The sequence below is a fragment of the Bacillus sp. SD075 genome, from assembly GCF_017355165.1.
GTDB lineage: Bacteria > Bacillota > Bacilli > Bacillales > DSM-1321 > Peribacillus.
Window position 1 is genome coordinate 1 of sequence record NZ_JADILK010000059.1, and the last position, 25,347, is coordinate 25,347.

Annotated in this window: 25 protein-coding genes and 1 pseudogene; 9 read left to right on the top strand and 17 right to left on the bottom strand. The window is 39.4% G+C overall.

All coding sequences use genetic code 11. The features are described from left to right. Positions 1-27 precede the first annotated feature (27 nt). On the bottom strand, positions 28-438 hold the full coding sequence (locus IOC57_RS23090) for a hypothetical protein (protein ID WP_207440889.1): 411 nt from the start codon (positions 436-438) through the stop codon (positions 28-30). Positions 439-709: 271 nt separating this feature from the next. Next, on the bottom strand, positions 710-1,612 hold the full coding sequence (locus IOC57_RS23095) for an AEC family transporter (RefSeq protein WP_207440890.1): 903 nt from the start codon (positions 1,610-1,612) through the stop codon (positions 710-712). 226 nt (positions 1,613-1,838) lie between these two features. Between IOC57_RS23095 and IOC57_RS23100 the strand changes: the two genes are divergently transcribed. From IOC57_RS23100 to IOC57_RS23110, 3 genes and pseudogenes are all read left to right on the top strand, one after another. Continuing rightward, the gene (locus IOC57_RS23100; RefSeq protein ID WP_207440891.1) at positions 1,839-2,324 is read left to right on the top strand and encodes a nucleoside deaminase; all 486 of its coding nucleotides are present in this window, start codon (positions 1,839-1,841) and stop codon (positions 2,322-2,324) included. Positions 2,325-2,330: 6 nt separating this feature from the next. Then, positions 2,331-4,098 (top strand): annotated as a pseudogene (gene ade / locus IOC57_RS23105) (adenine deaminase). 143 nt (positions 4,099-4,241) lie between these two features. Then, entirely contained in the window at positions 4,242-5,300 is a 1,059-nt protein-coding gene (locus IOC57_RS23110) for a lactonase family protein (protein WP_207440892.1), read from the top strand. A 53-nt stretch (positions 5,301-5,353) separates the two neighbouring features. Here IOC57_RS23110 and IOC57_RS23115 read toward each other — a convergent pair whose 3' ends face one another. The 5 genes from IOC57_RS23115 to IOC57_RS23135 form a co-directional block, all read right to left on the bottom strand. Next, complete coding sequence (locus IOC57_RS23115) at positions 5,354-6,151, bottom strand: endonuclease I family protein (protein WP_207440893.1); 798 nt, start codon at positions 6,149-6,151, stop codon at positions 5,354-5,356. Between the two features lie 93 nt (positions 6,152-6,244). Next, positions 6,245-6,859 carry an NUDIX hydrolase gene (locus IOC57_RS23120; RefSeq protein ID WP_207440894.1) on the bottom strand — a complete coding sequence of 205 codons (615 nt, stop codon included), beginning with the start codon at positions 6,857-6,859 and terminating at the stop codon, positions 6,245-6,247. Positions 6,860-7,187: 328 nt separating this feature from the next. Further along, positions 7,188-8,528, bottom strand: coding sequence for an aspartate aminotransferase family protein (locus IOC57_RS23125; RefSeq protein WP_207440895.1), 1,341 nt, complete (start codon positions 8,526-8,528; stop codon positions 7,188-7,190). Between the two features lie 71 nt (positions 8,529-8,599). Next, a complete protein-coding gene (locus IOC57_RS23130) occupies positions 8,600-10,057 on the bottom strand; it encodes a CoA-acylating methylmalonate-semialdehyde dehydrogenase (protein WP_286185135.1) in 1,458 nt (485 codons plus the stop codon). A 224-nt stretch (positions 10,058-10,281) separates the two neighbouring features. Continuing rightward, a complete protein-coding gene (locus IOC57_RS23135; RefSeq protein WP_207440896.1) occupies positions 10,282-10,830 on the bottom strand; it encodes a GNAT family N-acetyltransferase in 549 nt (182 codons plus the stop codon). 120 nt (positions 10,831-10,950) lie between these two features. Here IOC57_RS23135 and IOC57_RS23140 point away from each other — a divergent pair, with 120 nt between their 5' ends. Both IOC57_RS23140 and IOC57_RS23145 read left to right on the top strand, forming a co-directional pair. Further along, a complete protein-coding gene (locus tag IOC57_RS23140; protein ID WP_207440897.1) occupies positions 10,951-11,907 on the top strand; it encodes a D-2-hydroxyacid dehydrogenase in 957 nt (318 codons plus the stop codon). Between the two features lie 184 nt (positions 11,908-12,091). Beyond that, positions 12,092-12,292, top strand: coding sequence for a cold-shock protein (locus IOC57_RS23145; protein ID WP_029714163.1), 201 nt, complete (start codon positions 12,092-12,094; stop codon positions 12,290-12,292). Between the two features lie 217 nt (positions 12,293-12,509). On the opposite strand, the gene IOC57_RS23150 is transcribed toward IOC57_RS23145, so the two are convergent. From IOC57_RS23150 to IOC57_RS23190, 10 genes are all read right to left on the bottom strand, one after another. After that, on the bottom strand, positions 12,510-13,364 hold the full coding sequence (locus IOC57_RS23150) for a crotonase/enoyl-CoA hydratase family protein (RefSeq protein ID WP_207440898.1): 855 nt from the start codon (positions 13,362-13,364) through the stop codon (positions 12,510-12,512). Between the two features lie 215 nt (positions 13,365-13,579). Further along, on the bottom strand, positions 13,580-14,572 hold the full coding sequence (locus tag IOC57_RS23155) for an ABC transporter ATP-binding protein (protein WP_207440899.1): 993 nt from the start codon (positions 14,570-14,572) through the stop codon (positions 13,580-13,582). Positions 14,573-14,585: 13 nt separating this feature from the next. Then, entirely contained in the window at positions 14,586-15,599 is a 1,014-nt protein-coding gene (locus tag IOC57_RS23160) for an ABC transporter ATP-binding protein (RefSeq protein WP_207440900.1), read from the bottom strand. A gap of 49 nt (positions 15,600-15,648) precedes the next feature. Then, complete coding sequence (locus tag IOC57_RS23165) at positions 15,649-16,578, bottom strand: ABC transporter permease (protein WP_207440901.1); 930 nt, start codon at positions 16,576-16,578, stop codon at positions 15,649-15,651. Next, the gene (locus tag IOC57_RS23170) at positions 16,578-17,507 is read right to left on the bottom strand and encodes an ABC transporter permease (protein WP_207440902.1); all 930 of its coding nucleotides are present in this window, start codon (positions 17,505-17,507) and stop codon (positions 16,578-16,580) included. The genes IOC57_RS23165 and IOC57_RS23170 overlap by 1 nt, the downstream gene beginning before the upstream one ends. 133 nt (positions 17,508-17,640) lie before the next feature. Next, positions 17,641-19,275: a peptide ABC transporter substrate-binding protein gene (locus tag IOC57_RS23175; RefSeq protein WP_286185136.1), complete on the bottom strand. Its 1,635-nt coding sequence runs from the start codon at positions 19,273-19,275 to the stop codon at positions 17,641-17,643. Between the two features lie 615 nt (positions 19,276-19,890). Continuing rightward, positions 19,891-20,115, bottom strand: a complete 225-nt coding sequence (locus IOC57_RS26635) for a DMT family transporter (protein ID WP_396020878.1) — start codon at positions 20,113-20,115, stop codon at positions 19,891-19,893. After that, on the bottom strand, positions 20,100-20,258 hold the full coding sequence (locus tag IOC57_RS26120; protein ID WP_286185138.1) for a hypothetical protein: 159 nt from the start codon (positions 20,256-20,258) through the stop codon (positions 20,100-20,102). The genes IOC57_RS26635 and IOC57_RS26120 overlap by 16 nt, the downstream gene beginning before the upstream one ends. A gap of 148 nt (positions 20,259-20,406) precedes the next feature. Further along, positions 20,407-20,979, bottom strand: a complete 573-nt coding sequence (locus tag IOC57_RS23185; RefSeq protein WP_207440903.1) for a GNAT family N-acetyltransferase — start codon at positions 20,977-20,979, stop codon at positions 20,407-20,409. Between the two features lie 64 nt (positions 20,980-21,043). Continuing rightward, positions 21,044-22,276 carry an NAD(P)/FAD-dependent oxidoreductase gene (locus IOC57_RS23190; RefSeq protein WP_207440904.1) on the bottom strand — a complete coding sequence of 411 codons (1,233 nt, stop codon included), beginning with the start codon at positions 22,274-22,276 and terminating at the stop codon, positions 21,044-21,046. Positions 22,277-22,611: 335 nt separating this feature from the next. Here IOC57_RS23190 and IOC57_RS23195 point away from each other — a divergent pair, with 335 nt between their 5' ends. From IOC57_RS23195 to IOC57_RS23210, 4 genes are all read left to right on the top strand, one after another. Next, complete coding sequence (locus tag IOC57_RS23195) at positions 22,612-23,238, top strand: CAP domain-containing protein (protein WP_207440905.1); 627 nt, start codon at positions 22,612-22,614, stop codon at positions 23,236-23,238. A gap of 261 nt (positions 23,239-23,499) precedes the next feature. Beyond that, a complete protein-coding gene (locus IOC57_RS23200; protein WP_207440906.1) occupies positions 23,500-23,721 on the top strand; it encodes a hypothetical protein in 222 nt (73 codons plus the stop codon). A gap of 184 nt (positions 23,722-23,905) precedes the next feature. Further along, positions 23,906-24,136 (top strand): hypothetical protein, encoded by a 231-nt coding sequence (locus IOC57_RS23205; protein ID WP_207440907.1) that lies wholly within the window; start codon positions 23,906-23,908, stop codon positions 24,134-24,136. A gap of 425 nt (positions 24,137-24,561) precedes the next feature. Next, on the top strand, positions 24,562-25,161 hold the full coding sequence (locus IOC57_RS23210; RefSeq protein ID WP_207440908.1) for an exonuclease domain-containing protein: 600 nt from the start codon (positions 24,562-24,564) through the stop codon (positions 25,159-25,161). Positions 25,162-25,347: the final 186 nt, after the last annotated feature.

Here is a 25,347-nt window from a genome sequence, read left to right on the forward strand (position 1 = left end):
AAAAGACAGCTATTGCTGTCTTTTTCATCATTCCTTTAGTGCATCTTCAAATGGTGCTGAATATAAACCTCTTGGTGCCAGCATATCCGTTTCCGATTCGCGTATTTCCCCACCGAGTGTATATGGACCTGCTGGAAAAAAATCAAACATTTCACTTTCCTTATGTATGACCAAGAAATAATCGTATAAATCATCCATAAGTTCCTGATGTTCATCTATTTTCATGATTTCGCCAAATTCATCAATTTCAAAGTTTTCATTAATCGCATCTTGAAGTTCCTCATTATTTGAATAAGCGATAAAAAAATCGACATCTCCGCACTCCATGCATAGCAAGAGATTTTCTTCTAATGCTTCTTCATAGGTGTTCAGAACGATCTCCTTTAATATGGCATCAATCTTTCCAGTATTGGTCAGTTTAACTTTAGTCTGTAACACAAAACCCCTCCAATCAAATACAGGCATTTAAAAAAGTAAACACCAGTTTAACAAGCTCCCCCTTTATTAATAGTAAAGGAAATTGCAGAACCATTTTCCAATTAACACCTAAATCCAAGTCCCTGAGTTCGTTTACTAATCGCGATGGGAAACTAGCCCAAGACTTGGTCATCAAGAGCAATACATGCACTCTGTCCGGTCCCTTATTTTAATTAGATAGCCCGCTTCGTGTATATAATAAGTTTGCCCACATAATTAGAATGATAATCTCCTATAATACAAAGAAAAAGATGATTGGAAGCGTAATCAGGCTTAATGATGTACTAATGAACGTAGCACTTGATACGAATTCTGGCTCCGTATTGAATTGGAGCGCATACATCGTAGTGTTGGCCGCCGTTGGCATGGCTGCTACGATGATCATGATATGCCTGACCATTTCACTCACTGGTAAGGCAAGTGCTAACAGGAAGGCAATGGCTGGTGAAACGGCAAGTTTAAGAAGAAGCGAAACTGATAGCTTTCGATAGGCAATTTTTTTTAGGGAAATGTTGGCCAGCTGCATTCCCAGTGTAATCATGATTGTTGGGATCGCTGCATTTGCAACAAGGTTAATAGCTTCCATAACCGAATTGCTTAAAGGTATGTTCACGAACTGAAATACTGTACCCGCAATAGCTCCGTAAACAATAGGCATCCGACATACTGCTTTAATCGCAGTTTGAACACCGTTACCTTCCGGGCTGCCCTTTGCTGCAAAATATATGCCTATCGTGCACATCACTAACTGCTGTCCCACCATAAGGATGATTGCATAGTCGAGTCCTGCTGCCCCGAATAATAGGAAGATGACGGGTGTTCCATAATTCCCGTTATTCATGAAGGCCGATGCCAATATCATGCCGCTTGTTTCAGTGACTGTATAATTGCGGAAAAAAGATATGATGTAGACTACCAGTATGAGAGAAAGACAAAGCACTATAGTGAATAAGAACAAGTAAAAATAATTAATCGTAAATTCTGCGGAATAAAAAGTTCGGAATACAAGAAAAGGTGACATTAAATATAATGCCATCGTGGAAATCGATTTTGTATCAAGTTTAAACTTTTTCTGACCGATGAAACCTAAAACAAATATACCGAAAATCGGTAATAGAACTCCCAAAAACCCCATGCATATCACCTTCATAATTCTAATGATTTTCTTCTAACAATATCAGTTTTATAATTATTTGTAAAAATTCTTTTAAACCACTTTTAATTGTCGTCATATAATCTAACACAAAATGAATTTTCTTTATTTTCAGAAAATATTATTCTATTCCAGCGTCCATATGGTATATTATTTATTATATTAACGTTAATAAATGTAACATTAACATTTTTTTGGTTATTAATATATGAAGGGGTGTTTTTTAGTGGATGTAAAATTCATGGAGATGGCTGTTCAGCTTGCATATGAAAATGTTTTAGCAAAGAACGGAGGACCTTTTGGTGCTATAATCGTAAAAAATGGCAAAGTCGTAGGAAGAGGATGCAATAATGTGACAATAGCCAACGACCCAACAGCTCACGCCGAAGTTCAGGCGATTCGTGATGCATGCAGGAACCTCGACAGCTTCCAGCTTACAGATTGTGATATATACACTAGCTGTGAACCTTGCCCGATGTGCATCGGTGCTATTTATTGGGCACGTCCAAAAGCCATTTATTACGCATGCACTAAAGAAGATGCTGCACTTATTGGCTTTGATGATCACTTTATATACCAGGAACTTGCCCTGCCAATGGAAAATCGCACGATTAAAATGAAACAAATTTCTTTTAATAACCACGATTTACCATTCCGAACATGGGAAACCAATACTGAAAAAGTGAAATATTAACCGGTTATATTTTGCCAAAGGGGTTACGAATATGAAAAAAACTTGCTTAAAAGGAGAATAGACGTTGCGGCGGGCAGAACACCTGCCGATTGCGTCATTAAAAACGGGCAAATCATCGATGTTTTCCCGGGGATACCTTTACAGGCGACATTGCTATCGTCGATGGTTTTTTTGCTGGAATTGGGCATTATGAGGGTATTTCGGAAATCGATGCAGCTGGAAAATTCGTATGCCCTACGTTCATTGATGGCCATATCCTTATTGAATCTTCAATGGTCAGGCCTTCTGAACTTGCAAAAATCCTCCTATTACATGGTGTGACCAGCATCGTTGCAGATCCTCATGAAATTGCCAATGTTTCTGGCAAAAAGGTCATGGAATATATGATTGAACAATCTGGTCAACTCCCTTTTGACTTTTACTTCATGATGCCATCTTGTGTACCCGCTACGGAGTTTGAACATTCGGGTGCTGTTTTAAAAAGTGAAGATTTAATATCTTTTTATCAAAACCCGAGAGTGCTCGGTTTAGCCGAAGTCATGAATTTCCCAGCCGTTTCAAATACGGATGAGGATATGCTGCAAAAATTATACGATGCAAATAGACTAGGAAAAAGCATTGATGGCCATGCAACAGGATTATCCGAACAACAGCTAGATGTTTATATGAGTGCTGGCATTAAAACGGATCATGAATGCACTACAGCGGAAGAGGCGAAAGAAAGACTGCGTAAAGGAATGTACCTTATGATCAGGGAAGGCACAGTTGCCAAAGATTTAATAAACCTGATTCCAGTTATTAATGAGAAGAACTCCCGCCGTTGTTTATTCGTCACCGATGACCGGCACCTAGATGATATTGTATCCGAGGGGAGCATCGATCACAACGTTCGACTTTCCATAGAAACAGGTCTCCCGCCAATTACCGCCATTCAAATGGCTACCATTAATGCAGCTGAATGTTTTGGTCTAAAGGAACATGGTGCAATTGCACCTGGATACAAGGCAGACTTTCTTCTTTTGGATGATCTTGATTCTATCATCATCCACTCGGTCTTTAAAGGGGGAAGGCTCATGGTGCAAAATAATCATTTACTCAAATTTCCAGATGTATTGGAACAGGTTATTGACGACGGATTGAAGCACTCAGTTCAATTTCATGGAATAACTGAGAATGATTTGGCGATACCTTTAACAAATGAGTTCGCTAATATAATTGAGATAACTCCAAACAGCTTGATTACAAAGCATTCGATTGAACCTGTCAGACTTAACCATGATGGACTATTTCTCCGAACATGTTGATCATATAAAACTTGCTGTTATTGAACGGCATCATATGACGAAACAATTAGGTCTTGGAATCGTCAAAGGGCTCGGGTTGAAATCAGGTGCAATTGCCACGACAGTAGCCCATGATTCACATAATTTGATCATTGCCGGGACGAATGACCAGGATATGCTAATAGCAGCTAAGGAAATCAAAAAAATGCATGGTGGATTGACCGTAATCCAATGGGGAAATACTCGCTTCCCCTTCCCCTTCCAATAGCTGGATTGATGAGTGAATGCAATTATATGGATGTGGTCCATTCATTGAAAAAAATCGATGGAGCCCTATTGAAACTTGGTGCAAACTCAACCCTTTCCTTACACTTGCATTCTTGGCTTTACCTGTCATCCCTGAAATTAAACTGACTGATCGGGGTATATTTTCCATTACTAAGTTTAGGTATATTCCTATTGAAGCCGCAAATCCAGTCGATAAACATTGACCCCTAGCAGGGTTTTTTTTCTTCTCACCCAAATTTTTTATATAAAAAAGGTTCCAACACAACTTAAACCGGGAAAAGGATATAATGGGTATCATCTATGTTAAAATAAAAATCAACACAAATCTTTCTTGGAGGAGATAAATATGGTAAAACATGATCAACACGCCATAATTGGATATATCGGAACATACACAAAAGGGAACAGCAAAGGTATTTACCGCTTTACTTTAGATACAGCAAAAGGAAAACTCAGTACACCGGTTCTTGCCGCAGAATTAACCGATCCGACTTACGTCACCGTCAGCCAGGACAAAAAGAATCTCTACGCCATTTTAAAAGAAGCGGGTAGCGGTGGAGTTTCAGCCTATTCGATTAATGAAGAATCGGGTGAACTTACCTTCTTGGGCAAACAACTGTCACCAAATGGCTCTTCCTGCCATATAAGTGTCGACAGCAATAAACAGGTCTTGGTCACTTCCAGTTATGGAGATGGCCTAATTGAATCATATCCTCTTCATGACGATGCGACCCCTTTGCCTGTATCATCCACTGTACAACATGAGGGTCAAGGTCCGAATGAAGAACGTCAGGAAAAAGCACACACTCACTTCGCTGGTTTCACACCGGATGAAAAGTTCATTGCTGTTGTTGACCTCGGTATGGATAAAGTAATGACCTATAAAATACATAACGGCGTTTTGGAAGAAGTAAACAGTTTATCTGTTTCTCCCGGCAGCGGACCACGTCATTTGACCTTCCACCCAAACGGAAAATTTGCGTATGTTATGGCAGAACTTGTACCTGAAGTCATCGTTTTGAGCTTCGATAGTCAAACCGGAAGTTTTTCTGAATTACAAACGGTTCGGAGTGTCCCAGAAGATTTCAAGGAAAATAACCAAGGAAGCGCAATTCATATTTCTGATGACGGGCTATTCATATATGCCGCAAACCGCGGACATGACAGTATTGCCGTTTACCAAATCAATCAAGAAACAGGCAAACTGGCATTCGTGCAATTGGTTTCTACAGAAGGACATTGGCCACGTGATTTTTCATTGGACCCTACCGGAAAATTCCTGATCGCTTCTAATGAAGAATCCGGAAACCTGACATTATATGCACGGAATGGACATGACGGAAAATTAACATTATTGCAAAAAGATGTTCAAGTTCCCTTCCCTGTCTGCGTTAAATTCTTATAATCAATAAAAAAGGATTGAAGCTTGCATTACAGCTTCAATCCTTTTTTACTTTTTTAATTCCATTTCTCCGCCATTTCGGGAAAATCTATAAATGGGTTACGATTACCCTGCATTTCATATATAGCCTGGTTTCTATGTTTTTCATAAGTGCTGACCGGAAAAAGCCGGTGCCATTCCAAAAGCAGTGCCGGGTCAATTTTGCCGCTATCGATAATCCCCTCATATCTGAGTAAAAAGTACAAAGTAGCCCTCGCCACGATACCTTTTCCGTATTCAGGTTCGAATTTACCTTCCTGTGATTTCCCGCAACCCGCTTTTATACCGGTAGCTGATTTTTCAGGGATATAATCCTCAAAATCATGGTACGGATAGTTACTCCGGCTACTGTTACAAGTTGGTTCACAGGCGAACAGATGATGCAAATCCCCCCTCATCGGTTCTTTTTTATCAAACCATGATTGAGGTACGACATGTTCACAATTAACGAGAATGTTCTCCGAATTTGTTGATTCAATGCCTTTTGACAACATTTCTAGTATACGGATATCCTCCTCTATGACTTGAACAGGATCCATCCCTTTACCGGAATACAGACTTTTCAGCTGGCCATTTTCCTGTATGTCTACCCAAGGGTAAACATGGCGATGTGGTGAGTAGTTCAGCTGGTTTTTATGGGTTGCTACAAGTAGGTCTTTTAATCCTTCTCGGTCCAAGGAACCATCTTTGTAGTAGGCTAGCTTAAGTTCTTGATCTTTGGCTTCATTATAGTATTCACGGTTTTCATTGAAGTTGACTAGTGCAGCCATTGCCATTTCCCGTTCTTTTTCAAGTACTTCAAAACTATACTTCATCCACTCATCCCCCCGCTTCTATTAAATCCTAACTTTTACCATAATTAAATTTTAATAGAAATCGCCCCAAAAAAAAAGGTGCTTTGGAAGGGCCTAACGGAGAATCTCAATAAAATGAGTAAGTATTTTCGCTGTCATTCCCCAGATTACCCGACCATTATATAAATAAAAATATTCTTCCATCTGTTTTGGCTGCCATTTATAATTCTCCCCGCCAACGACTAGATCATGGGGAAAGTTTTCATGCGGTTCCACTTTGTATTTCACATGATAAATTTCTGGCGGTTTTTCCATGAAGAAAGATAGCGGGACCGTAAAAATGGTTTCTACCTCAGCTGGATTAGGTATTATCCGTTGATGGTTACGAACAAATCCTGCATATGGATAGACAATCATGCCAAATGGAGATACCAAATAATCGATTGGAAAGACATTATCGATATCTTCTTTTCTCAAATTAAGTTCTTCATATGTTTCCCTTAGGGCAGCCGCCTGTTCATCGTGGTCCAGCTTGTCTATTTTCCCGCCCGGAAAACATATATCCCCTGGCTGCCTCCTCAGTTTGTGTGAACGCTCTTCGAAAAGAATATGAATTCCATCTTCTTTCTCTATAAGCGGTACCAATACAGCATACTTTGAAAAATCCCCACTCCCTAAAATTTCAGGGATATGTAATGTTAGTTTTTTTGTTATATCTTCATTATTCATGTCCCTCACCTCTTCTGCCGGATAATATTGATTTTCTACCACACCTTATCATTCCATTTTCGAACATCCGCTATAACTAAGCAAGGAAAACGATTCCAAAATAACGCCTTTCATTCATAATAGATTTCTTTTCCTCCTATTCTTCCTTTACCCTATGGAAAAGCACCGTTCAAAGTTCTGAACGGTGCTAAAACTAAACACAACAGTCTCATTTAAAAAGCAAAAAATGGATGCAATCTTTCTTAAATAAATCATGTCGTGTATCAAGACGTACATACAGAAACTTTAATGCATGCTGAATTTTCAGTTTTTTACTATCATCTTATTTTCATAGTTCAGCTAGCGTTCGCTTTACCGTCGTTGTGATGAACGAAAAATCCTCTTCAGTTATACTAAGTGGGGGAGCAAGAGTCAGGACGTTATTGAAACCTGCTACTGTATCACCATTTTTACCTATGATCAGCCCCTTTTCTTTGCACGATGCAATCACTTTATTGATTTTAGAAAGTTCGATCGGCTGTTTTGTCAGTTTATCTTCCACTAGTTCAATGCCTACCAACAAACCTTTCCCACGGACATCCCCAACATTGGGATGAGACTTGATTTCTTCAAACTCTTGCAATAAGCGTTGCCCTAATTCCTTAGACCGTTCTATTAGTTTTTCATTTTCATATATTTCAATATTCTTCAAAGCAAGGGCACAGGCAGCTGGATTGCCGCCAAATGTATTTACATGCCGAAAGCGGTCATAATCGTCTGAACCAATATATGCTTCATAAATTTCACGTTTGACGGCGGTAGCGGATAATGGCAGATAAGCACTCGTGATCCCTTTAGCCATAGTTACGATGTCTGGTTTTACATCATAGTTCATAAATCCAAATTTCTTACCAGTACGGCCAAACCCGCAAATGACCTCATCCGAAATGAGCAGGACTCCATTTTTCTCACAAATTTCTTTTACACGTTTCATATAACCATCTGGCGGCATCAAAATTCCGCCCCCAGTGATGATTGGTTCCATGATGACCGCAGCCACCGTTTCCCTCAACTCCCATGTAATGGTACGTTCAATTTCCGCTGCACTTTTTTCACCGCTTTCATCCTCTGGATTACGGTAAGAATCTGGCGGTGCTACATGAAGAAACCCTGAGGCAAGTGGTTCATATTTATATTTTCGCTGCGCCTGCCCGGTAGCTGACAAGGCTCCCAATGAATTTCCATGATAGCCGCGATAACGGGAAATGAATTTATAACGTCCATGTTCCCCTTTTTGCTGGTGATACTGCCGCGCAATTTTAAAAGCAGTCTCATTTGCTTCTGAACCGCTATTTGAGAAGAAAATCACATAATCCCCACCAAGCCATTCATTTAATTTCTCTGCTAGCTTAATAGCTGGAATGTGACTATTCGTTAAAGGGGCATAAGGAAGTTCCTTCAGCTGCTCGTAAGCTGCTTCAGCTAGTTCCGTGCGGCCATAACCAACGTTGACACACCATAAACCTGACATCCCATCCAGGAAGCGATTCCCATCAACATCCGTAATCCATGCTCCTTGCCCATTTTTAATCACCATTGCCCCAGGGATGGGGTCAGCCCCTTTCATATGATGCCACACATATTTACCATCCAAAGCTTTAAGATCCTGACCCTGTTTTTCAACCTGCATAAGTTACACTCCTCCTAAAATGATGTATAAAGGAAGGCCGACCACAACTTGCGTCGACCCCCACTTTCCTATCAGTATCTTGCCGTTAACATTTTCTTTCTAGTGTAAAATTCAACGCCATCTTTTCCATTTGCATGAAGATCTCCATAAAATGAACTTTTATAGCCAGAAAATGGAAAGAATGCCATTGGCGCGGGTACCCCAAGGTTGATACCAAGCATCCCTGCATCAATTTCTTCGCGAAATTCGCGGATGGCTTTTGCGCTATCCGTATAGAGGCAGGCACCATTGGCAAATTCGGATTGATTGGTCAATTCGATTGCTTCTTCCAGGGTATTAACCCGTACTATGGAAAGGACAGGAGCAAAAATTTCATCCTTCCATATTTTCATGTTTGTTTTTACATGATCAAATAATGTCGGTCCAACGTAATAGCCATTTTCCTGATTGCCTTCATTCCTGCCATCACGAAGGAGGACAGCTCCTTCCTTTTCCCCAATTTCAATATATTGTTCTGTTCTCTTTTTATGAGTATCACGAATCACAGGTCCCAGGAAAACATCCTTATCCATTCCATTTCCAATTTTGATGTTATCTGCAGCAGCCTTTAATCTCTCAACAAGCGAATCTCCCACTTTCCCCACCGCCACAACAACTGACGCAGCCATGCAGCGCTCGCCTGCAGATCCGAAAGCGGCATTCGTTATGTTCGTTACCGCATTATCTAAATCGGCATCAGGCATGACGATTGAATGATTTTTCGCCCCTGATAAAGCCTGAACACGTTTTTTATTGGCAGCCGCCGTTTTGTATACATACTCTGCGACGGGCTGGGATCCAACAAATGATACCGCTTTAATGTCTTCATGTTCTAAAATCCCATTCACGACATCGTGGGCACCATGGACAATATTGACAACACCATCCGGAACTCCGGCTTCTGTCAATAATTCCACAAGACGGTTGGCCAAGAGCGGTGTCCGTTCTGAAGGTTTTAAGATAAACGTATTTCCACAAGCTATTGCCAGCGGGAACATCCAACATGGCACCATCATCGGGAAATTAAACGGCGTAATCCCGGCAACGACACCCATTGGATAACGATACATTCCAGATTCAATACCTGGGGAAATATCAGGAAGCTGACTGCCCATCATCAAGGTAGGCGCACCTGCTGCAAACTCCACGCATTCAATCCCACGCTGAACCTCACCATATGCTTCTGTATAGCTTTTTCCATTTTCAATCGTGACCAGCTTTGCAAGCTCATCCCAGTGTTCTATCAATAATTGCTGGTAACGGAATAAGAAGCGAGCTCTTTTTGGAACGGCCACCTTTTTCCATTCTTTATACGCCTTTTTTGCAACCTGCACCGCTTGGTTTACATCTTCCTTTGTTGAAAGGGGTACGATTGCCAAAGCTTCTCCTGTGGCCGGATTAGGCACTTGTTCATGTTTAGAAGTTGTGGAATCCACCCATTTACCACCAATATAATTTTTCAACGTTTCTACATCATTGATAACTGCCATTTAAAAAAACCTCCATTTTCAACACGATTTCATAATTTCATTATATTTTTCAAACAGACTTTTTTCATTAGACGTTATGTATAGGATTTGATTCAATATTTGAACATATTGTTTGTTTTTTGTTTTTCCCATATTCTTAATAATCAGGAACGGAAATTCAAACTTCCAAAACCAATGTATATTTCCTTATTGCTTTCACTTTAATCAGCAGAGATAAACAGCCATCATTTAATAATGGAATATAGCTTTAAGTCTTGATGTTTTCCCTTAACAAACATTCCTTTTCTTATGATTCCCTCAAAAGACATACCGGCCTTTTGCATGACGCGCTCTGAACCCAAATTTTCAACGAAGCAGCGTGCCTGTATTCGAACTAGGTTCATATTTTGGAATCCAAAGGCGATTATCCTTTGGACTGCCTCCGTCATCAAGCCACTCCCCCAATATTCGGGTGCAAGTACATACCCGATTTCTGCACTACGATGATCAAACTGCCATGAAACAAAATCAATAGTACCAATCAGCTTACCACTTTCCTTGTGTTCTATGCCCCATGGAGCGATTTTCTTATCTTCATAATTTTGTAGGATAAATTGGATAAAATCCCTTGTATCACTTAGAGAATGGTGTGCTTCCCATGTGACGTATCGGGAAACTTCACCATTAGATGAATAAGCGAACATGTCCTCGGCATCATTCATGGTGACTTTCCTCATAACCAAACGTTTTGATTCCATAGTAGGCAGCTGCCCATATATGTCTTTCACGTTCATCTAAACACCCCATTTCGTTGATTATTAGTATTATAGCAAGATTGTTAAGCTCTTGCTTTCCCAATTGAAATATTTTCGAAACTTACGTATAATTCAGAAAAATGATGCAGGAGGATAATTATGCCAAAAAGAAAACTAATAATAAGCCAAAATTTGAATGAGTTCTTATTAAAGAAGGTCAAAGAGTTGGTTCCAGAGTGGACTGTTATCACCGGAAGATCACCGGAACTATGGAGGGATCATATAGCAGATGCTGAAGTGATTGCAGGGTGGAAAGCGGAAATGTCTGAATCGATTGGCCCAAGCGATGTAAAATGGATCCAGACATGGAGTGCAGGAGTGAATGCTTTACCCCTGAAAATTTTAGAACAAAAGGATGTACAGATCACAACTGCAAATGGCGTCCATGCGTATCCCATTTCAGAAACGATTTTTGCGTTAATGCTTGCTTTAACAAGAAAAGTAGATACATATATTAAGCAACAGCAGGCAAAGACTTGGCATCACGCACATATGAAGCAGGAAATTCATGAAAAGACCATCGGGATCATCGGTGTCGGAAAAATCGGAAAGGAAACAGCTAAAATTGCCAAGGCCTTTGGCATGACCGTATTAGGAATTCGCCATTCAGGTAAATCTGAAGAATTTGTCGATGAGATGTTTTCACAAAAACAATTGAATGATTTTCTTCCTAGGTGCGATTATATTGTCGTGACATTACCATTGACCCCAGAAACACAGAATATGTTCGGGAAAAAGGAATTCAAGTTAATGAAACCCTCCGCTTTTTTCATTAATATAGGAAGGGGAAATATCGTCATTCAGAACGAATTGGTTCAAGCTCTTAAAGACCAAGAAATTGCGGGGGCTGGACTTGATGTGTTTGAAACGGAGCCACTTCCTGAGTATAGCCCCTTATGGGAGTTGAACAATGTAATCATCACCCCGCATACATCCGGAAATACGGAATTTTACGACCAAAGGCTTATTCGGGATATTTTCATGCCGAATTTAAAGAATTATCTAAATGGAAAAACACCTTCAACAAATTTACTTGATTACAAAAAAGGGTATTAAGAATTCTTCATTCTCTGTGCACATAAATAATCTTCCCTAGTTAGCTTGCAGATTCCGACATTATCTGTTATATTTAAAAAGAATTATTTTTGTTCGGGAAGATTGATAAGTGAAAAACTTTTCGTCTAATGATTGAGCAAGGGTAGTAACACAATGTGTGGATTCACACTAGGAGGCAACAACAATGGAACAAGGTAAAGTAAAATGGTTTAACGCAGAAAAAGGATTTGGCTTCATCGAACGCGAAAATGGAGACGATGTATTCGTACATTTCTCAGCTATCCAAAGCGAAGGATTCAAATCATTAGACGAAGGTCAAGAAGTTACTTTTGAAGTTGAGCAAGGTCAACGTGGACCCCAAGCTACTAACGTTCAAAAAGCGTAATTTTAAATACAATATATAACGGACCCTACTTGTAGGGTCTGTTTTTTTGTTTGAAAAGCAATCATAAAAAAACCCTATTCACAGGGAATAGGGAACATGAAACAAGTTTAGTAAATGGTAAACCCAGTATAACACACTAAGAAAAGAAACCCTAATTTATCCGAAAAGTAAAAATTATCACGCACTTCCAAAGCCCTGGATTCCCTGATCTAACCATTTATTTTTTATCCACTTCATATGTTCGATCCGTTCCCCATGGATAAAACGGGGGCATATCAGTGCTGCTTTTCATTTTGAAATCGGCTTTCCTTTTTTCGAGGAAAGCTTCGATCCCTTCTATTGCATCCGTTTGTTTTCCGGTCCAATGAATCATTTTCGATTCTATTTTGTGTGATTCTACAGGATGGCTTGCGCCGAGCATGGTCCACATTAACTGTCGGGATAGCGTCACAGAGACGGAAGATGTATTTTCCGCAATGTCTGTTGCAATTTCCATGGCAGCAGACATCAAATCGTTTGGCTCGACGATCTTATTTACCAACCTTCCCTCATATGCTTCACTGGCCGAAATCATCCTACCGGTAAAAATCCATTCGGAAGCTTTCCCCATTCCGACAAGCCTGGGTAAGAACCATCCGCTGCATGCCTGCATCGTTATCCCACGCCTCGCAAATACAAAACCCATTTTTGCATCTGTTGAAGCAATTCTAATATCCATGGGCAAAGTCATTGTTATCCCAATGCCTACTGCCGCTCCATTAATAGCCGCTATCATTGGTTTCTTCATCTCAAAAATCCGTAATGACAACATCCCGCCTGCATCGCGATATTCAACCAAAGGAGTGTGATCCATAAAGGTTTCGGCACCTTTTTCCAAATCCATTCCAGCACAAAAAGCATCCCCAGCGCCAGTTAAAATGACGGCTCGTACGTCATCATTTTCATCCGCTTCATCAAAAGCGTGAATCATCTCCTCATACATCTTTTCATTGAAAGCATTCATTTTCTCAGGACGATTAAGAGTAACAATCATGACTCGATCGACGATTTCACTAGTTATCGTGGAATACAATAACAGTCCCTCCTTCTTTAACAAATTGAAACATTCAACAGAATTTAATTTTTACATATAATTACATATTATATGTTTTATTTTCAGATTCCTAGTTATTTATTTTTGTATACTGATAAATAATTTTTTATCTACAGGAAAATCGCATCTATTAGTAACATATTTTACATAAATGTGTATAAAAAGACCAGTCGCAAATGCGACTGGTTTTTTGTTTACCAATATAAATGACAAGCAACGAAATGCCCCGGTTTTTGTTCTTTCCATTCAGGTACAGCACTGGAGCATATCTCCATCGCTTTAGGGCAGCGAGTCCGGAATACACATCCGCTCGGCGGATTGATTGGACTTGGTACATCGCCTTTAAGTACGATTCTTTCCCGTTTAATAGTGGGGTCTGGAATCGGCACTGCAGAAAGCAAGGCCTGCGTGTAAGGGTGAAGCGGATCTTTCGTTAAAGAATCACTATCCGAAAGTTCCATCATCCTTCCAAGGTACATGACTAAAATGCGATCTGAAATATACTTGACCATCGATAAATCATGCGCGATGAATAAATAAGTCAATCCCATTTCTTTTTGAAGCTCTTTCAATAAGTTGACCACTTGAGCCTGTATCGAAACATCCAAGGCAGAAATTGGTTCATCACAAACGATGAATTTAGGATTTAAAGCCAAAGCCCTTGCGATTCCAATACGCTGGCGTTGACCACCACTGAATTCATGCGGAAAACGAGTGATATGTTCCGGACTTAAACCAACCAGCTTTAACAGGTCTTCCACCCGTTTTCTTCGCTCTTTACCTTTTGATATCCCATGAATGGCGAGTGGTTCCCCAATCAATTCCTCCACCTTCATCCTTGGGTTCAAGGATGCGTAGGGATCTTGGAAAATCATTTGTATTTCACGGCGGATATGTGACATTTCCCCGGATTTGTAATCGAAAATATTTTTCCCCTGAAAAAGAACTTCTCCATCTGTTGGTTCATAAAGCCGAGTGATTGTACGACCTGCAGTCGACTTACCGCAACCGCTTTCCCCAACAAGACCGACAGTTTCCCCTGGATAGATTTTGAGATCCAAACCATCTACCGCTTTCAGTGATTGAGAACCAATTGGAAAATACTTCTTTAGATTCCTTATTTCAACAAGAGGAGAATTCTTGTTGTCTGTCTTTTCTTTTACGGCCTTATTTTTCAGTGAAACCATTGGTTCTCCTCCTTTATACATTAGTCGATGCTTGTACCTGTGCTGCTTTTGCCATTGGATGGTGCAGCCAGCATGCGGCTGTCTGACCTTCTTCCACTACTTCAAGCTCCGGATCATGGTCTTTGCACACTTTCATTGCTGATTCACATCTTGGGTAAAATGGGCATCCTTTTGGCGGATCCAATAAATCCGGTGGTGATCCGATAATCGGAACCAACGGAGCCGTTTTTTCCATATCCAGCCTTGGCACCGTTTTAAGCAGACCTCTTGTATATGGATGCTGCGGGTTTGAAAATATAGCTTCTACCGTACCAGTCTCAACAACCTTGCCTGCATACATGACAACTACCCGTTCACAAGTTTCCGCAACCACACCTAAATCATGAGTGATTAAAATGATGGAAGTATCCATCCTTCGCTGGATATCTTTCATCAGTTCCAAAATTTGCGCTTGTATCGTTACATCCAATGCTGTTGTAGGTTCATCGGCAATCAGCAATTTCGGTTCACAAGCAAGGGCCATCGCTATCATCGCCCTTTGGCGCATACCACCTGAAAACTCATGCGGATATTGCTGCATCCTTTTTTCCGGCTGAGGAATACCTACCAGTTTGAGCGTCTCCAACGCCCGTTCGTATGCATCATTTCGAGACATGTTTTTATTATGCTTTACAATGCCTTCCATGATCTGGCTGCCGATTTTAGTCGTAGGATTGAGTGAAGTCATCGGATCCTGGAAAATCATGCTGATTTCATTCCCGCGAATCTTCTGCATTTCCTTCTCACTCATTTTAAGAAGGTCCTTACCGCCAAAGTTAATCGACCCTTTTCCATACTCTGCTGGGGGTGTTTCCAGTAATCTCATGATAGATTTCGCCGTAACACTTTTTCCGCATCCGGACTCCCCAACTATGGCAACGGCTTCCCCTTTTTCCACATCAAAGTTGACGCCGCGAACCGCTTGCACTTTTCCTGCATAAGTATGGAAGGTGATGTGTAAATCGTTGACTTCTAATAGGTTCTCCATCATCGTCCCTCCTATTCTAGTAATATCAAATCTTTATGTTAGGACTCATTTATTTCCGTAGTTTTGGATCTAGGGCATCCTGTAATCCGTCACCAGCCACATTGAACGCGAACATGGTTAAGGAAATCAATATTGCAGGGATTAAAAGTTGATAGAAATTCCCTACCAGAATGCTTCCCAGCGCATCACTTGTCAATGTTCCCCAGCTCGCTTGAGGAGCCGGCACTCCCAGTCCCAAAAAGCTAAGTGTAGCTTCGGCAAAAATAGCAGTAGGTACAGTCAACGTTAAATTGACAAGGATCGGTCCCATTGTATTTGGAATCATGTGCTTTCTTAATGTCCAGCTCGTATTGGCACCAGAGATGGTTGCAGCATGGATATATTCATTCTCTTTTAGTTGTAAAACCTGTCCCCGTACCAGTCGCGCCATCGGAATCCATCCTGTAATCGACATCGCAATGATGATCGGCAGAATACCAGGTTTTAATACGACCATCATTAAGATAACCATCAATAGGTATGGGATCGCATAGATTACCTCAGCAAACCGCATCATGATATTATCTGTGCGTCCACCGCGAATGGCTGAAATCCCTCCATAAAGGACACCAATTAAAAAGTCGATCAGCGCTGCCATCAATCCAATGAACAAGGATATCCTCGCACCATACCAAGCTCGCGTAAATAGATCCCTTCCTGATGAATCCGTTCCAAACCAATGCTCGGCATTGGGCCTAAGATTCTTTTTCTCGAAATCTTGTCCATAATAAGTATATCCGTTAATATATGGACCAAAAATCGCCAGCAAGACCAAAAGGATTATAAGAACAAATCCCGTCATCGCCAGCTTATTTTCTTTAAAACGACGCCAGACGTCAGACCAATATGAAACTGTAGGTCTGGCTATTTTTTCAGCTTCCTTAAAGTTGTCTTCAGCGGGTTGGAACATATCTTCGGTTAAATGCATTTTATCTGCCATTATTTTTTCTCCCCCGTCACTTTAATTCTAGGATCAATCAACGTATAGGCTATATCAACAATGAATATCAGAAGGATAAGCACCGCACTATACACAATTGTGGAACCAAGAATGACCGGATAGTCTCTGTTGGATATTCCCTTCACGAACATATCTCCCATGCCTGGAATACCGAAAATACGTTCAATGATGAAGCTGCCTGTCACGATATTAGCTGTAAGAATGCCCAGAATCGTGATAATCGGCAATAATGCATTCCGAATCGCATGTTTAATGATGACACCGCTCCGTTTCAATCCTTTGGCCTTCGCTGTCAAAATGTAATCCTGTCCCATTACTTCAAGCATACTTGTCCGCATTAATCTCGCGATGAAAGCTAGCGGCATCATTGAAAGGGCAATGGATGGTAAAATGGTATGCTGCCATGTCGCCCATGTAGCAACAGGGAATATATTCCATTTTATCGCAAAATAATTGATTAAAATAGTCGCCAAGATAAAGTTAGGAATGGAAATCCCTACGATGGCAATGACCATTGATAAATAATCAGGCCATTTATTTCTTTTCAGTGAAGCCACCACTCCCAGAATTAGCCCAAAGAAGATGGCAATCACCAATGCTTGTGCCCCTAAGTGCAAGGACACAGGGAATCCCTTCATAATGTAATCATTCACAGAAATGGATGAGGATTTCAATGAAGGACCAAAATCAAATTGAACGACTTCCAATAAATAATTCCCATATTGGGTCAACAATGGCTTGTCCAATCCATAGTGAACTTGAAGGTTTTCATAAACAGCAGGAGGCATTGCTCCTTCTTTCGCAAATGGATTTCCCGGAATCGTATGCATTATGATGAACGTTAATGTAATAACAGCCCATAAAGTAATAATCGCCCATTTAAAACGGTTTAATGTATATCTCAACATGGTAATCACCCCAATCATCGATTTTCTAAGGAGTTGAAAACGGAAATGAATTCATGAAATATTCAAATTCGCAATTGAAAAATGGGGGATGTCCTTAATCGGACATACCTCCCATTTTACTTTCATCCTTCTCTTACTTTTTATCCGCGTAAATAAAGTTCGGATAAGCATTAATCGGAGCAAAAACTCCAGTAACATTCGATTTAACCATATATGGTTTTGTATAGAAGTAAACCGGAAGGATCGGCATTTCTTCAATCAGAACTTCCTCTGCTTTATGTAAAGCAGCCATGCGTTTTTTTGGATCCATTGTGGATTTTGCCTCTTTTAATAAACCATCATATTCTTTGTTCGACCAATTTGCATCATTATAGGCACCGTCCGTTTCCCAAAGCATGAAGGTCATTGGGTCAACATAGTCACCAACCCATCCTGCACGGGAAATTTCAAAGTCGCCAGCTTTTTCACGGTCAAGCTTAACTTGGAACTCTGCATTTTCAAGTGTCACTTCAACACCTAAGTTATCACGCCACATTCCTTGAACGGCTTCTGCAATTTTCTTATGAGTATCTAAAGTATTATACAAAATTGAAAACTCAGGTAATTCTTTCATGCCTTCTTCAGCAAGACCTTCTTTTAACAACGTCTTGGCTTCAGCAACGTTTTCCTCAAATAGGTTACCTGTATTTTCCTGGAAATCTCCAGTTGCATCAGGAATTCCCGGCGGGATTACTCCATAGGCAGGCTTTTGACCGCCTTGAGCAACATTTTCGGTAATTTTTTTGCGTTCGACAGCCATCGAAAGCGCTTTCCTGACTTTTGCATTGTTGAAAGGTTTTACTTCCGTATTAAAGTTGTAATAGTAAACAGCAAGTTCTGCACCGTTTTTAAATTCTTTGTCTCCAGAATTAACTAATTGACCTTGCACGTCTACTGGCAGTGGATAAGCGATATCCAGTTCACCACTCTGATACATTTGCCAAGCTGTATTTTCATCTTCAATTAGAGCAAAGTTAACCGCGTCCAATTTGATATTATCTTTATCGTAGTAATTTTCATTCTTTTCGATTTTCAGGCTTTCCTTATGTTTCCACTCCGTTAATTTGAACGGACCATTTGAAACATGAGTTTTTGCATCCAAAGCCCATTTTGGATTTTCTTCCTGTACCTTTTTATTGATTGGATAGAAAGTATAGAATGAAGTCAAGTCAAGGAAATATGGTGTAGGCTGTTCCAAAGTAACGACTAATGTATGTTCGTCTGTCGCTTTAACACCTACGTCCTCTTCCTTCCCTTTTTTACTGTTATAAGCTTCCCCGCCTTTAAGATAATAAAGTTGGTAAGCATAATCAGCAGCTGTTTCCGGTTTCAAAGCATATTTCCAAGCATATTCGAAGTCATTGGCAGTAAGCGGATCTCCATTTGACCATTTCAAGCCATCTTTCAATTTGAATGTCCAAGTTAATCCATCTTCGCTGATTTCCCATGATTCTGCAGCACCAGGTACGATTTTGCCTTCTTCTGTTTTCTTTGTCAGTCCCTCAAACGTGTGTTCAAGGATCCATGATTCATGAGTACCTTGCGCGTTGGCAGGGTGAAGTGAACCAGGTTCACTTGAGTTGTTTACGTTTAATACTTTTGATCCAGATGAGTCACCCGAGCCGCCTTCTTTTTCATTCGAAGTTTCCTTCGAACCGCCGTTGCATGCTGCAAGCATAAGCATGATGGCCATAAGAAGAGCAAGCACTGAAAATTTAGACTTTTTCAAAAAATATTCCCCCTCGTCTTTAATCTTTCTTAGGATAATCTCATTTAAGAGATTATCCTTCTACCACCTATTAATCTTCCGTATAGTACATATAATGTCAGCGAGGAAAGTTAGATGCATTCATTGCAGGAATTCACCAAAAACAACTAGCGAACCGTTTGCATAAATCTGTATTTCTCCCTAAAAAAGCATTCATACAGTTTACTAGTAAAAAATCACCCTCTTTTCAACCTCGCTAAGGGTACTATACCTCGAATTAAAGATGTTGAATTTTAAGTATATTACGAATAAAACAAAAAATCAATAAACCGATGAGTACTTTTTCACAAGATAGTATTTTTTTGCTAATCAATTCGATCTAGATACTAGGTAAAAAGAAATGATAGCCTATTTGATGGAAAATGACTTCCGACTTCCAAGGGTTTCTACAAAATCATTCATATCAGTATTCATATAAGTTCACCCGTCTATCGTTTTCTAAACATTCTAATAATTCAAGTCAGACTGGTTACTAAGACCACTTTCTTAGAAAACCATTCTTATTTCAATAATATATTTTAGTAGAATAGTATTTTCTCTCAACAAAATATTGAGTTCTTTTCAATTATATCCCAATTAATGGGTATTGACACGGAAAGTAAGCAAATGCCTGCCACCTTTTTTGCATCCAAATAAACCGAGGTGGTCAATGATTGCCCCAATTAGTATCTGCCAGGCGATAACCCCGACCAATGCAGGTGCCACTCTAACCTGAGGGACGACCAATACTATCCCAATGACATAAATAGCTCCTAACAGTCCGACGGAGGAAACACTTCCATTTCCTATAAATAATATAATGAAGCGAGTCTCCCGATCCCAAACGAAATGAAAGAAGCTTCAATACCCCTCACTTTTTCCATAACCAACCATTGATTTGTCCTTGTATGGCAATGGGTATTACCACCTAGGACCACAAGCAACGGAAATAATATCTTCACCATGATTTTTCCCCTTTTTATGTCCAACATGAAAAATATGTATATTGTCCCTTAGTGATATTAAATGATCCCAATAGGAGAGATATCCTACAAATAAAAACTGGCCCTATCGGCCAGCTGCAATCTTCTATATAGTAAACTAAAATTCATTTTAAAATGATCTATGAACACTTTGTTGTCTTAACTTGCAATACTCTGAACTTAACAAGGAAAATACCAGGGCATCATGCGATTGTTCACGAAGAAATAGATAACTTCGGAGGCTTCCTTCTTCTTTAAAACCAAATTTCTTCAATAAGTTTCTGGATGCAATATTATTCTTAAAAGTTAATGCAGCGATTCTGTTTAGTCTTAATTCTGCAAAGCAATAGCATAATACTTCGTTTACAGCTTCAGATGTAAAGTATTTCCTCCAATATTCAGGATGGATTTCATATCCTATTTCGGCGCGTTTGTTGGCAAGGCTCAATTGATTCAGACCAACGGTACCGATGAATCTATCTGAATCTTTCAAAATAACTCCCCACCGCATCCCACGTTTATTTATATAAGCACTTTTAAACGCGTCGATTAAGCGGCGGGCATCTTCAACACGGGTTAAACTTTCTATTCCATCATATTTGGTCACTTCATCTTTTGAGAGGATTTCAAACAGACTCTCCGCATGATGGTGACCTATTTCGATTAAACGCAGCCTTTCTGTTTCCAATTCCTTAAACCACATCGAAGAATCCCTCCGTATATTCAACTGTCTACTTTATTCTATTCACAATGAAGAGATACCTGTCTTAATGGATAATACTTTTTGAAAAATTCCTTTCCTTAACATACAATGCCGAGTCCCTATGTCCTCCCTTTGTAATCAAATCCCTAATGATTTGGGAAAGGATAACGCTATAAACCGTACCATTCCCGCCATACCCTAATAAAAAATAGCAATTAGGATGGTTAGGATACATTCCTATTGTCGGTAAACCATCATGGGTCTCACCGAAAAAAGCTCCCCAATAATAATCTGCCGTAATCCGATTCTCTAATTCTGGAAAAAAATTGATAAGCTGCTTTAATAATTTATCTCTTTTGTTCAAAATCATTGAATCCCTCTTCTCCAGATAACCGGTCGATTCATCAAGACCACCAATGATAATTCGGTTGTCAGGCGTTTTTCTTGCATATAAATAAGGTCGTGCCGTTTCCCAGATCATCATATTATCATGCCATTTAGCATGATCGGCTATTTGATTCGTTGCAATGGCATATGAACTGAGTATCACTGCATTTTTATCCTTCACTTCCTGTTGTGCTTCATACCCCGTTGCAAAGATGACAGTCTGTGCGTGTATCGTATGTCCGGTTTCGGTAAATAACTGGGTTTGATTCTCTTTTAATATCTTCCCATTGATTTTCGTTTTTGAATAGACACGTACGCCTTTCGAAAATGCCTTTTCAATCAATAAATGTGCATGTTTATAAGGATTGATTTCAGCATCATTACCTGTAACCAGCGCTCCTTCTTTTAAAAACGAAAACTTTCGGTTAATCTCTTTTTCAGTATAATATTCAACAGGAAAATTGCGGGATTTAAGATTACTATATTCTTCTTTAAGCATAGAAACATCCTTGGTATTGGATGCATAGTACAAGCTTTTTCTAATTTTAAAATCCGGATTTTCCTTTAAACTTGGAACAACCTCTTTCTCAAGTGTCCGAATGGCGTCCAAACAAAGCTGAACATGCCGCGTCCCAGCTTCTTCTCCAAAACTACGGATGAGGGAAGTTAATGTTTTATCATTTGAATACTGTAAAAGTCCAGTATTCGCAACCGTACTCCCTTCACTGATATCCCGTTTATCGACCAGGACAACATTCAGACCCGTCTCTGCCAAAAAATAGGCACAATGTGCCCCCGATGAACCACTTCCTACTATACAAACATCACATGAAAGATCCTCATCCAACACTGGATATTTTTTAGCTTCAAATGTATCTTTCCAAAACACTTTCCCGGCCTTTAAATCCATACAAGCTCCACCCTCAGGATAATTTATAAATTCCATCTTTTAGTTCCATATAACTGTATCGTTTTGATGTTCTTATTATTTACCCAGACAAACATGTCCTGCAAACGTAAAATGATTCTTTTTCTACATGAAATAATTCTTCCAATCTATCAAAAAGCCCTATGATTTTGGTTTATCCTTAACACTTCCGGGTTATATGGACCCTTAACATTCATCTTCCCATTCGATACCTTTTTCCCATACCAATAAAGAATGTGAATAAGTGAATTTTACACAAAACTATTTTTATAGCATACTATACTTCCAATCCAGATAATCTACCAGGAGGAATCAAAATGAAGAAAGTCATCCTATTATCAGCACTGTCGCTTACCTTACTATCTCCAAAAGTTGCTCTCGGAGCCAAGACTTACGAGGTAGTAAAAGGGGATACCTTAACGAAAATTGCTACTGATTATGAAGTCAACATTGACGAATTGCTTAAAACGAACTCTGCCATAAACGATGCAAATCAAATTCAAATCGGACAAATCATAAATCTTCCTACATCCAACCACACAGTTAAACGCGAAAAAAGTCAATCCGTTGAACAGCAGGTCCTTAGTTTAGTGAACGAAGAACGGTCAAAATCGGGCCTTGCTTCACTTAAAATGGATACAGCCATTTCCCACGTGGCAATTCTGAAATCTGAGGATATGCGGGATAGTCATTATTTCAATCATACAAGCCCCAGTTATGGATCGCCTTTCGATATGATGAAATCCTTTCGGATCAGTTACAAGTACGCAGGGGAAAATATCGCAGCAGGTCAGCCTAGTGCGGATGCTGTTATGAAATCATGGATGAACAGCCCCGGACATAAGGCCAATATCCTGAACAAGAACTATACACATATGGGAATCGGGTATGCAGCAGGAGGAAAATACACCCATTATTGGACCCAGCAATTCATTGGAAACTAAAAACGTAGAGGCGGCATATTGCCGCCTCCTTTTATCTTATATTCCAAGTCTAAAGTTTGCTATTATCCCTTGACTATAGACTCTAAGTAAAAATATGCAGGGACATTTCTCACTTTATTTTATATAGAACAAACGTCTTGCAGTTTGATCGCTTCCATATTTTTGTTGGATCGAAAGGAAAACACGTAAAGTGGATCAAACTATCTTTCAATTAACTTACTGATAAAAATAAAATTATGTTAGTACAAAGGGGCAACTGTCATGAAAATAGAGGTTGGCTCTGTTATCAACGAATTACGAATAAAACAAAATCTTACAAGGGAAGAACCGGATAATGATATATGTGAACCTAATGCCCTGTCAGTTTATGAAAGAAGTATCACTTCACCAACCATTGATGAATTGGCACTTTTTGCAGATGGACGTAAGTTGACCTGCCGTATTTCTTCACTAGCAAAAATGAAACGATTTATAATTACATAGAGACCATCAAACTTTTGATTAACAAATACAAACGCACACGTAATTATGAAGCAATTTATAAAATCGTCCAAAAAGAAATGGCAACGGCACTGGAAAAATCAATATCATTTTATCAATTCTTGAAATGGCATGAAAGTATCTCTTTTTTTATTTGTACAATGACAAACAATAGGCTATAGAATTATTGAATGAGGCCATTCAGATTACCATGGGTAAACGAGTCATTCTTCATCAACAGGAGATAGAAGTTTTAAATAGTGTCGGAATCATCCATTTTAAAACGTGGAATTATGAAGAGGCCATCGCCCCCCATTTGAATCAAGAAGGTACCATTATCGTGAAGATCATTCACGGATTGGCACAAACATTGACTGAACTTCATTATTATCAGAAATCATTAAATTATACCCTTTAATGGATCAACATTTATAATTCGATAGAATCATTATATTTATTTGCGGAACTCCATCTTTTAACTGGTAAGAATCTGGTTCATCTTCAACAACCTGAAGAAGGACTGCGATATATAAGCGATCCAAGAACATTTTCAGTCTTCAAAAAAACGAGGAATTCATACAAATTGCCGAGCATGAATTGGAAAGCATTTTGCCATGCCTATGAACATCAATGGATAAAAAAAGATAGAGGTTGCTTGGAAAAAAGCAACCTCTATCTTTTTTTATCCTTGTTAGTCCAACATTGCTCTTACCAACCATTTTTCAGGAAATGCCTAACCTTTTTTCATGTTAAAAATGATACGTTAAAACAATCATTACACTTTCAATAGCTATCCTATGTCAGCTATAATAGAAGAATGTAGCCCAACTGGAGGAAAAAAAATTGTCTAATAGATTAGGTTTAGTGCTTGACGTGGAAACAACTGGTTTACGTCCCTCTTCCGATGAAATTATCGAGCTTGCTCTTATACTTTTTACATATAGCAGTGAAACAGGCGAAATTATTAATCTTATTGATCAGGAATCATTTTTAAGGGAGCCTCTCTCTTATGGAGCAAGAAGGAATTATGATCAAGCATACAGAATTCATGGAATTCCATACAGCTCCGTCGAAGGAAAAAATTTTCACGATGAAAAAATTAAATCCTTCTTTGCCAGAACCGATTCGATTTTTGCACATAATGCTTCTTTCGATAGAAGTTTTCTCTACCAAATGTATCCGGAAATCAATGATCAAAAGTGGTTCTGTACGATGCGGAATGTACCTTGGAAGCAATACGGGTTTGAGAATAGTAAACTCTTAACATTACTGCAGGCACATAATATCACCAATTTCCAGACACACAGGGCTCTGGACGATATTTATTACCTAATGGAACTTATGAGAAAACCAGGTCCTTCTGGTCATCCTTATTTAAAGGATGTCATTGCTAAAAATCCGATGAAGAAATATGCACCTGCTTCTCAAAAGACAAGGGTATAGATGATTCAATATTTTTAATTCCGCGTACAGGTGCACCAAAGTTATGTCACAAACAAACCGTTTTATCGCAAATTGCTATTCCATGAAACAGGAATACATATCTTTACGCTAGGTGTTATTTAATTTTCCTGCGTTTCTATCGCCTGATATTGACCAAAAAAACAGCGACCCATGACGGGTCGCTGC

Excerpts from the sequence above, each read along its gene's own strand:
- IOC57_RS23095 (WP_207440890.1), bottom strand. The coding sequence starts at position 1,612 with ATGGGGTTTTTGGGAGTTCTATTACCGATTTTCGGTATATTTGTTTTA.
- IOC57_RS23100 (WP_207440891.1), top strand. The coding sequence starts at position 1,839 with ATGAAGGGGTGTTTTTTAGTGGATGTAAAATTCATGGAGATGGCTGTT.
- IOC57_RS23110 (WP_207440892.1), top strand. The coding sequence starts at position 4,242 with ATGGTAAAACATGATCAACACGCCATAATTGGATATATCGGAACATAC.
- IOC57_RS23115 (WP_207440893.1), bottom strand. The coding sequence starts at position 6,151 with ATGAAGTATAGTTTTGAAGTACTTGAAAAAGAACGGGAAATGGCAATG.
- IOC57_RS23120 (WP_207440894.1), bottom strand. The coding sequence starts at position 6,859 with ATGAATAATGAAGATATAACAAAAAAACTAACATTACATATCCCTGAA.
- IOC57_RS23125 (WP_207440895.1), bottom strand. The coding sequence starts at position 8,528 with ATGCAGGTTGAAAAACAGGGTCAGGATCTTAAAGCTTTGGATGGTAAA.
- IOC57_RS23130 (WP_286185135.1), bottom strand. The coding sequence starts at position 10,057 with ATGGCAGTTATCAATGATGTAGAAACGTTGAAAAATTATATTGGTGGT.
- IOC57_RS23135 (WP_207440896.1), bottom strand. The coding sequence starts at position 10,830 with ATGAACGTGAAAGACATATATGGGCAGCTGCCTACTATGGAATCAAAA.
- IOC57_RS23140 (WP_207440897.1), top strand. The coding sequence starts at position 10,951 with ATGCCAAAAAGAAAACTAATAATAAGCCAAAATTTGAATGAGTTCTTA.
- IOC57_RS23145 (WP_029714163.1), top strand. The coding sequence starts at position 12,092 with ATGGAACAAGGTAAAGTAAAATGGTTTAACGCAGAAAAAGGATTTGGC.
- IOC57_RS23155 (WP_207440899.1), bottom strand. The coding sequence starts at position 14,572 with ATGGTTTCACTGAAAAATAAGGCCGTAAAAGAAAAGACAGACAACAAG.
- IOC57_RS23160 (WP_207440900.1), bottom strand. The coding sequence starts at position 15,599 with ATGGAGAACCTATTAGAAGTCAACGATTTACACATCACCTTCCATACT.
- IOC57_RS23165 (WP_207440901.1), bottom strand. The coding sequence starts at position 16,578 with ATGGCAGATAAAATGCATTTAACCGAAGATATGTTCCAACCCGCTGAA.
- IOC57_RS23170 (WP_207440902.1), bottom strand. The coding sequence starts at position 17,507 with ATGTTGAGATATACATTAAACCGTTTTAAATGGGCGATTATTACTTTA.
- IOC57_RS26120 (WP_286185138.1), bottom strand. The coding sequence starts at position 20,258 with ATGGTGAAGATATTATTTCCGTTGCTTGTGGTCCTAGGTGGTAATACC.
- IOC57_RS23185 (WP_207440903.1), bottom strand. The coding sequence starts at position 20,979 with ATGTGGTTTAAGGAATTGGAAACAGAAAGGCTGCGTTTAATCGAAATA.
- IOC57_RS23190 (WP_207440904.1), bottom strand. The coding sequence starts at position 22,276 with ATGGATTTAAAGGCCGGGAAAGTGTTTTGGAAAGATACATTTGAAGCT.
- IOC57_RS23195 (WP_207440905.1), top strand. The coding sequence starts at position 22,612 with ATGAAGAAAGTCATCCTATTATCAGCACTGTCGCTTACCTTACTATCT.
- IOC57_RS23200 (WP_207440906.1), top strand. The coding sequence starts at position 23,500 with ATGAAAATAGAGGTTGGCTCTGTTATCAACGAATTACGAATAAAACAA.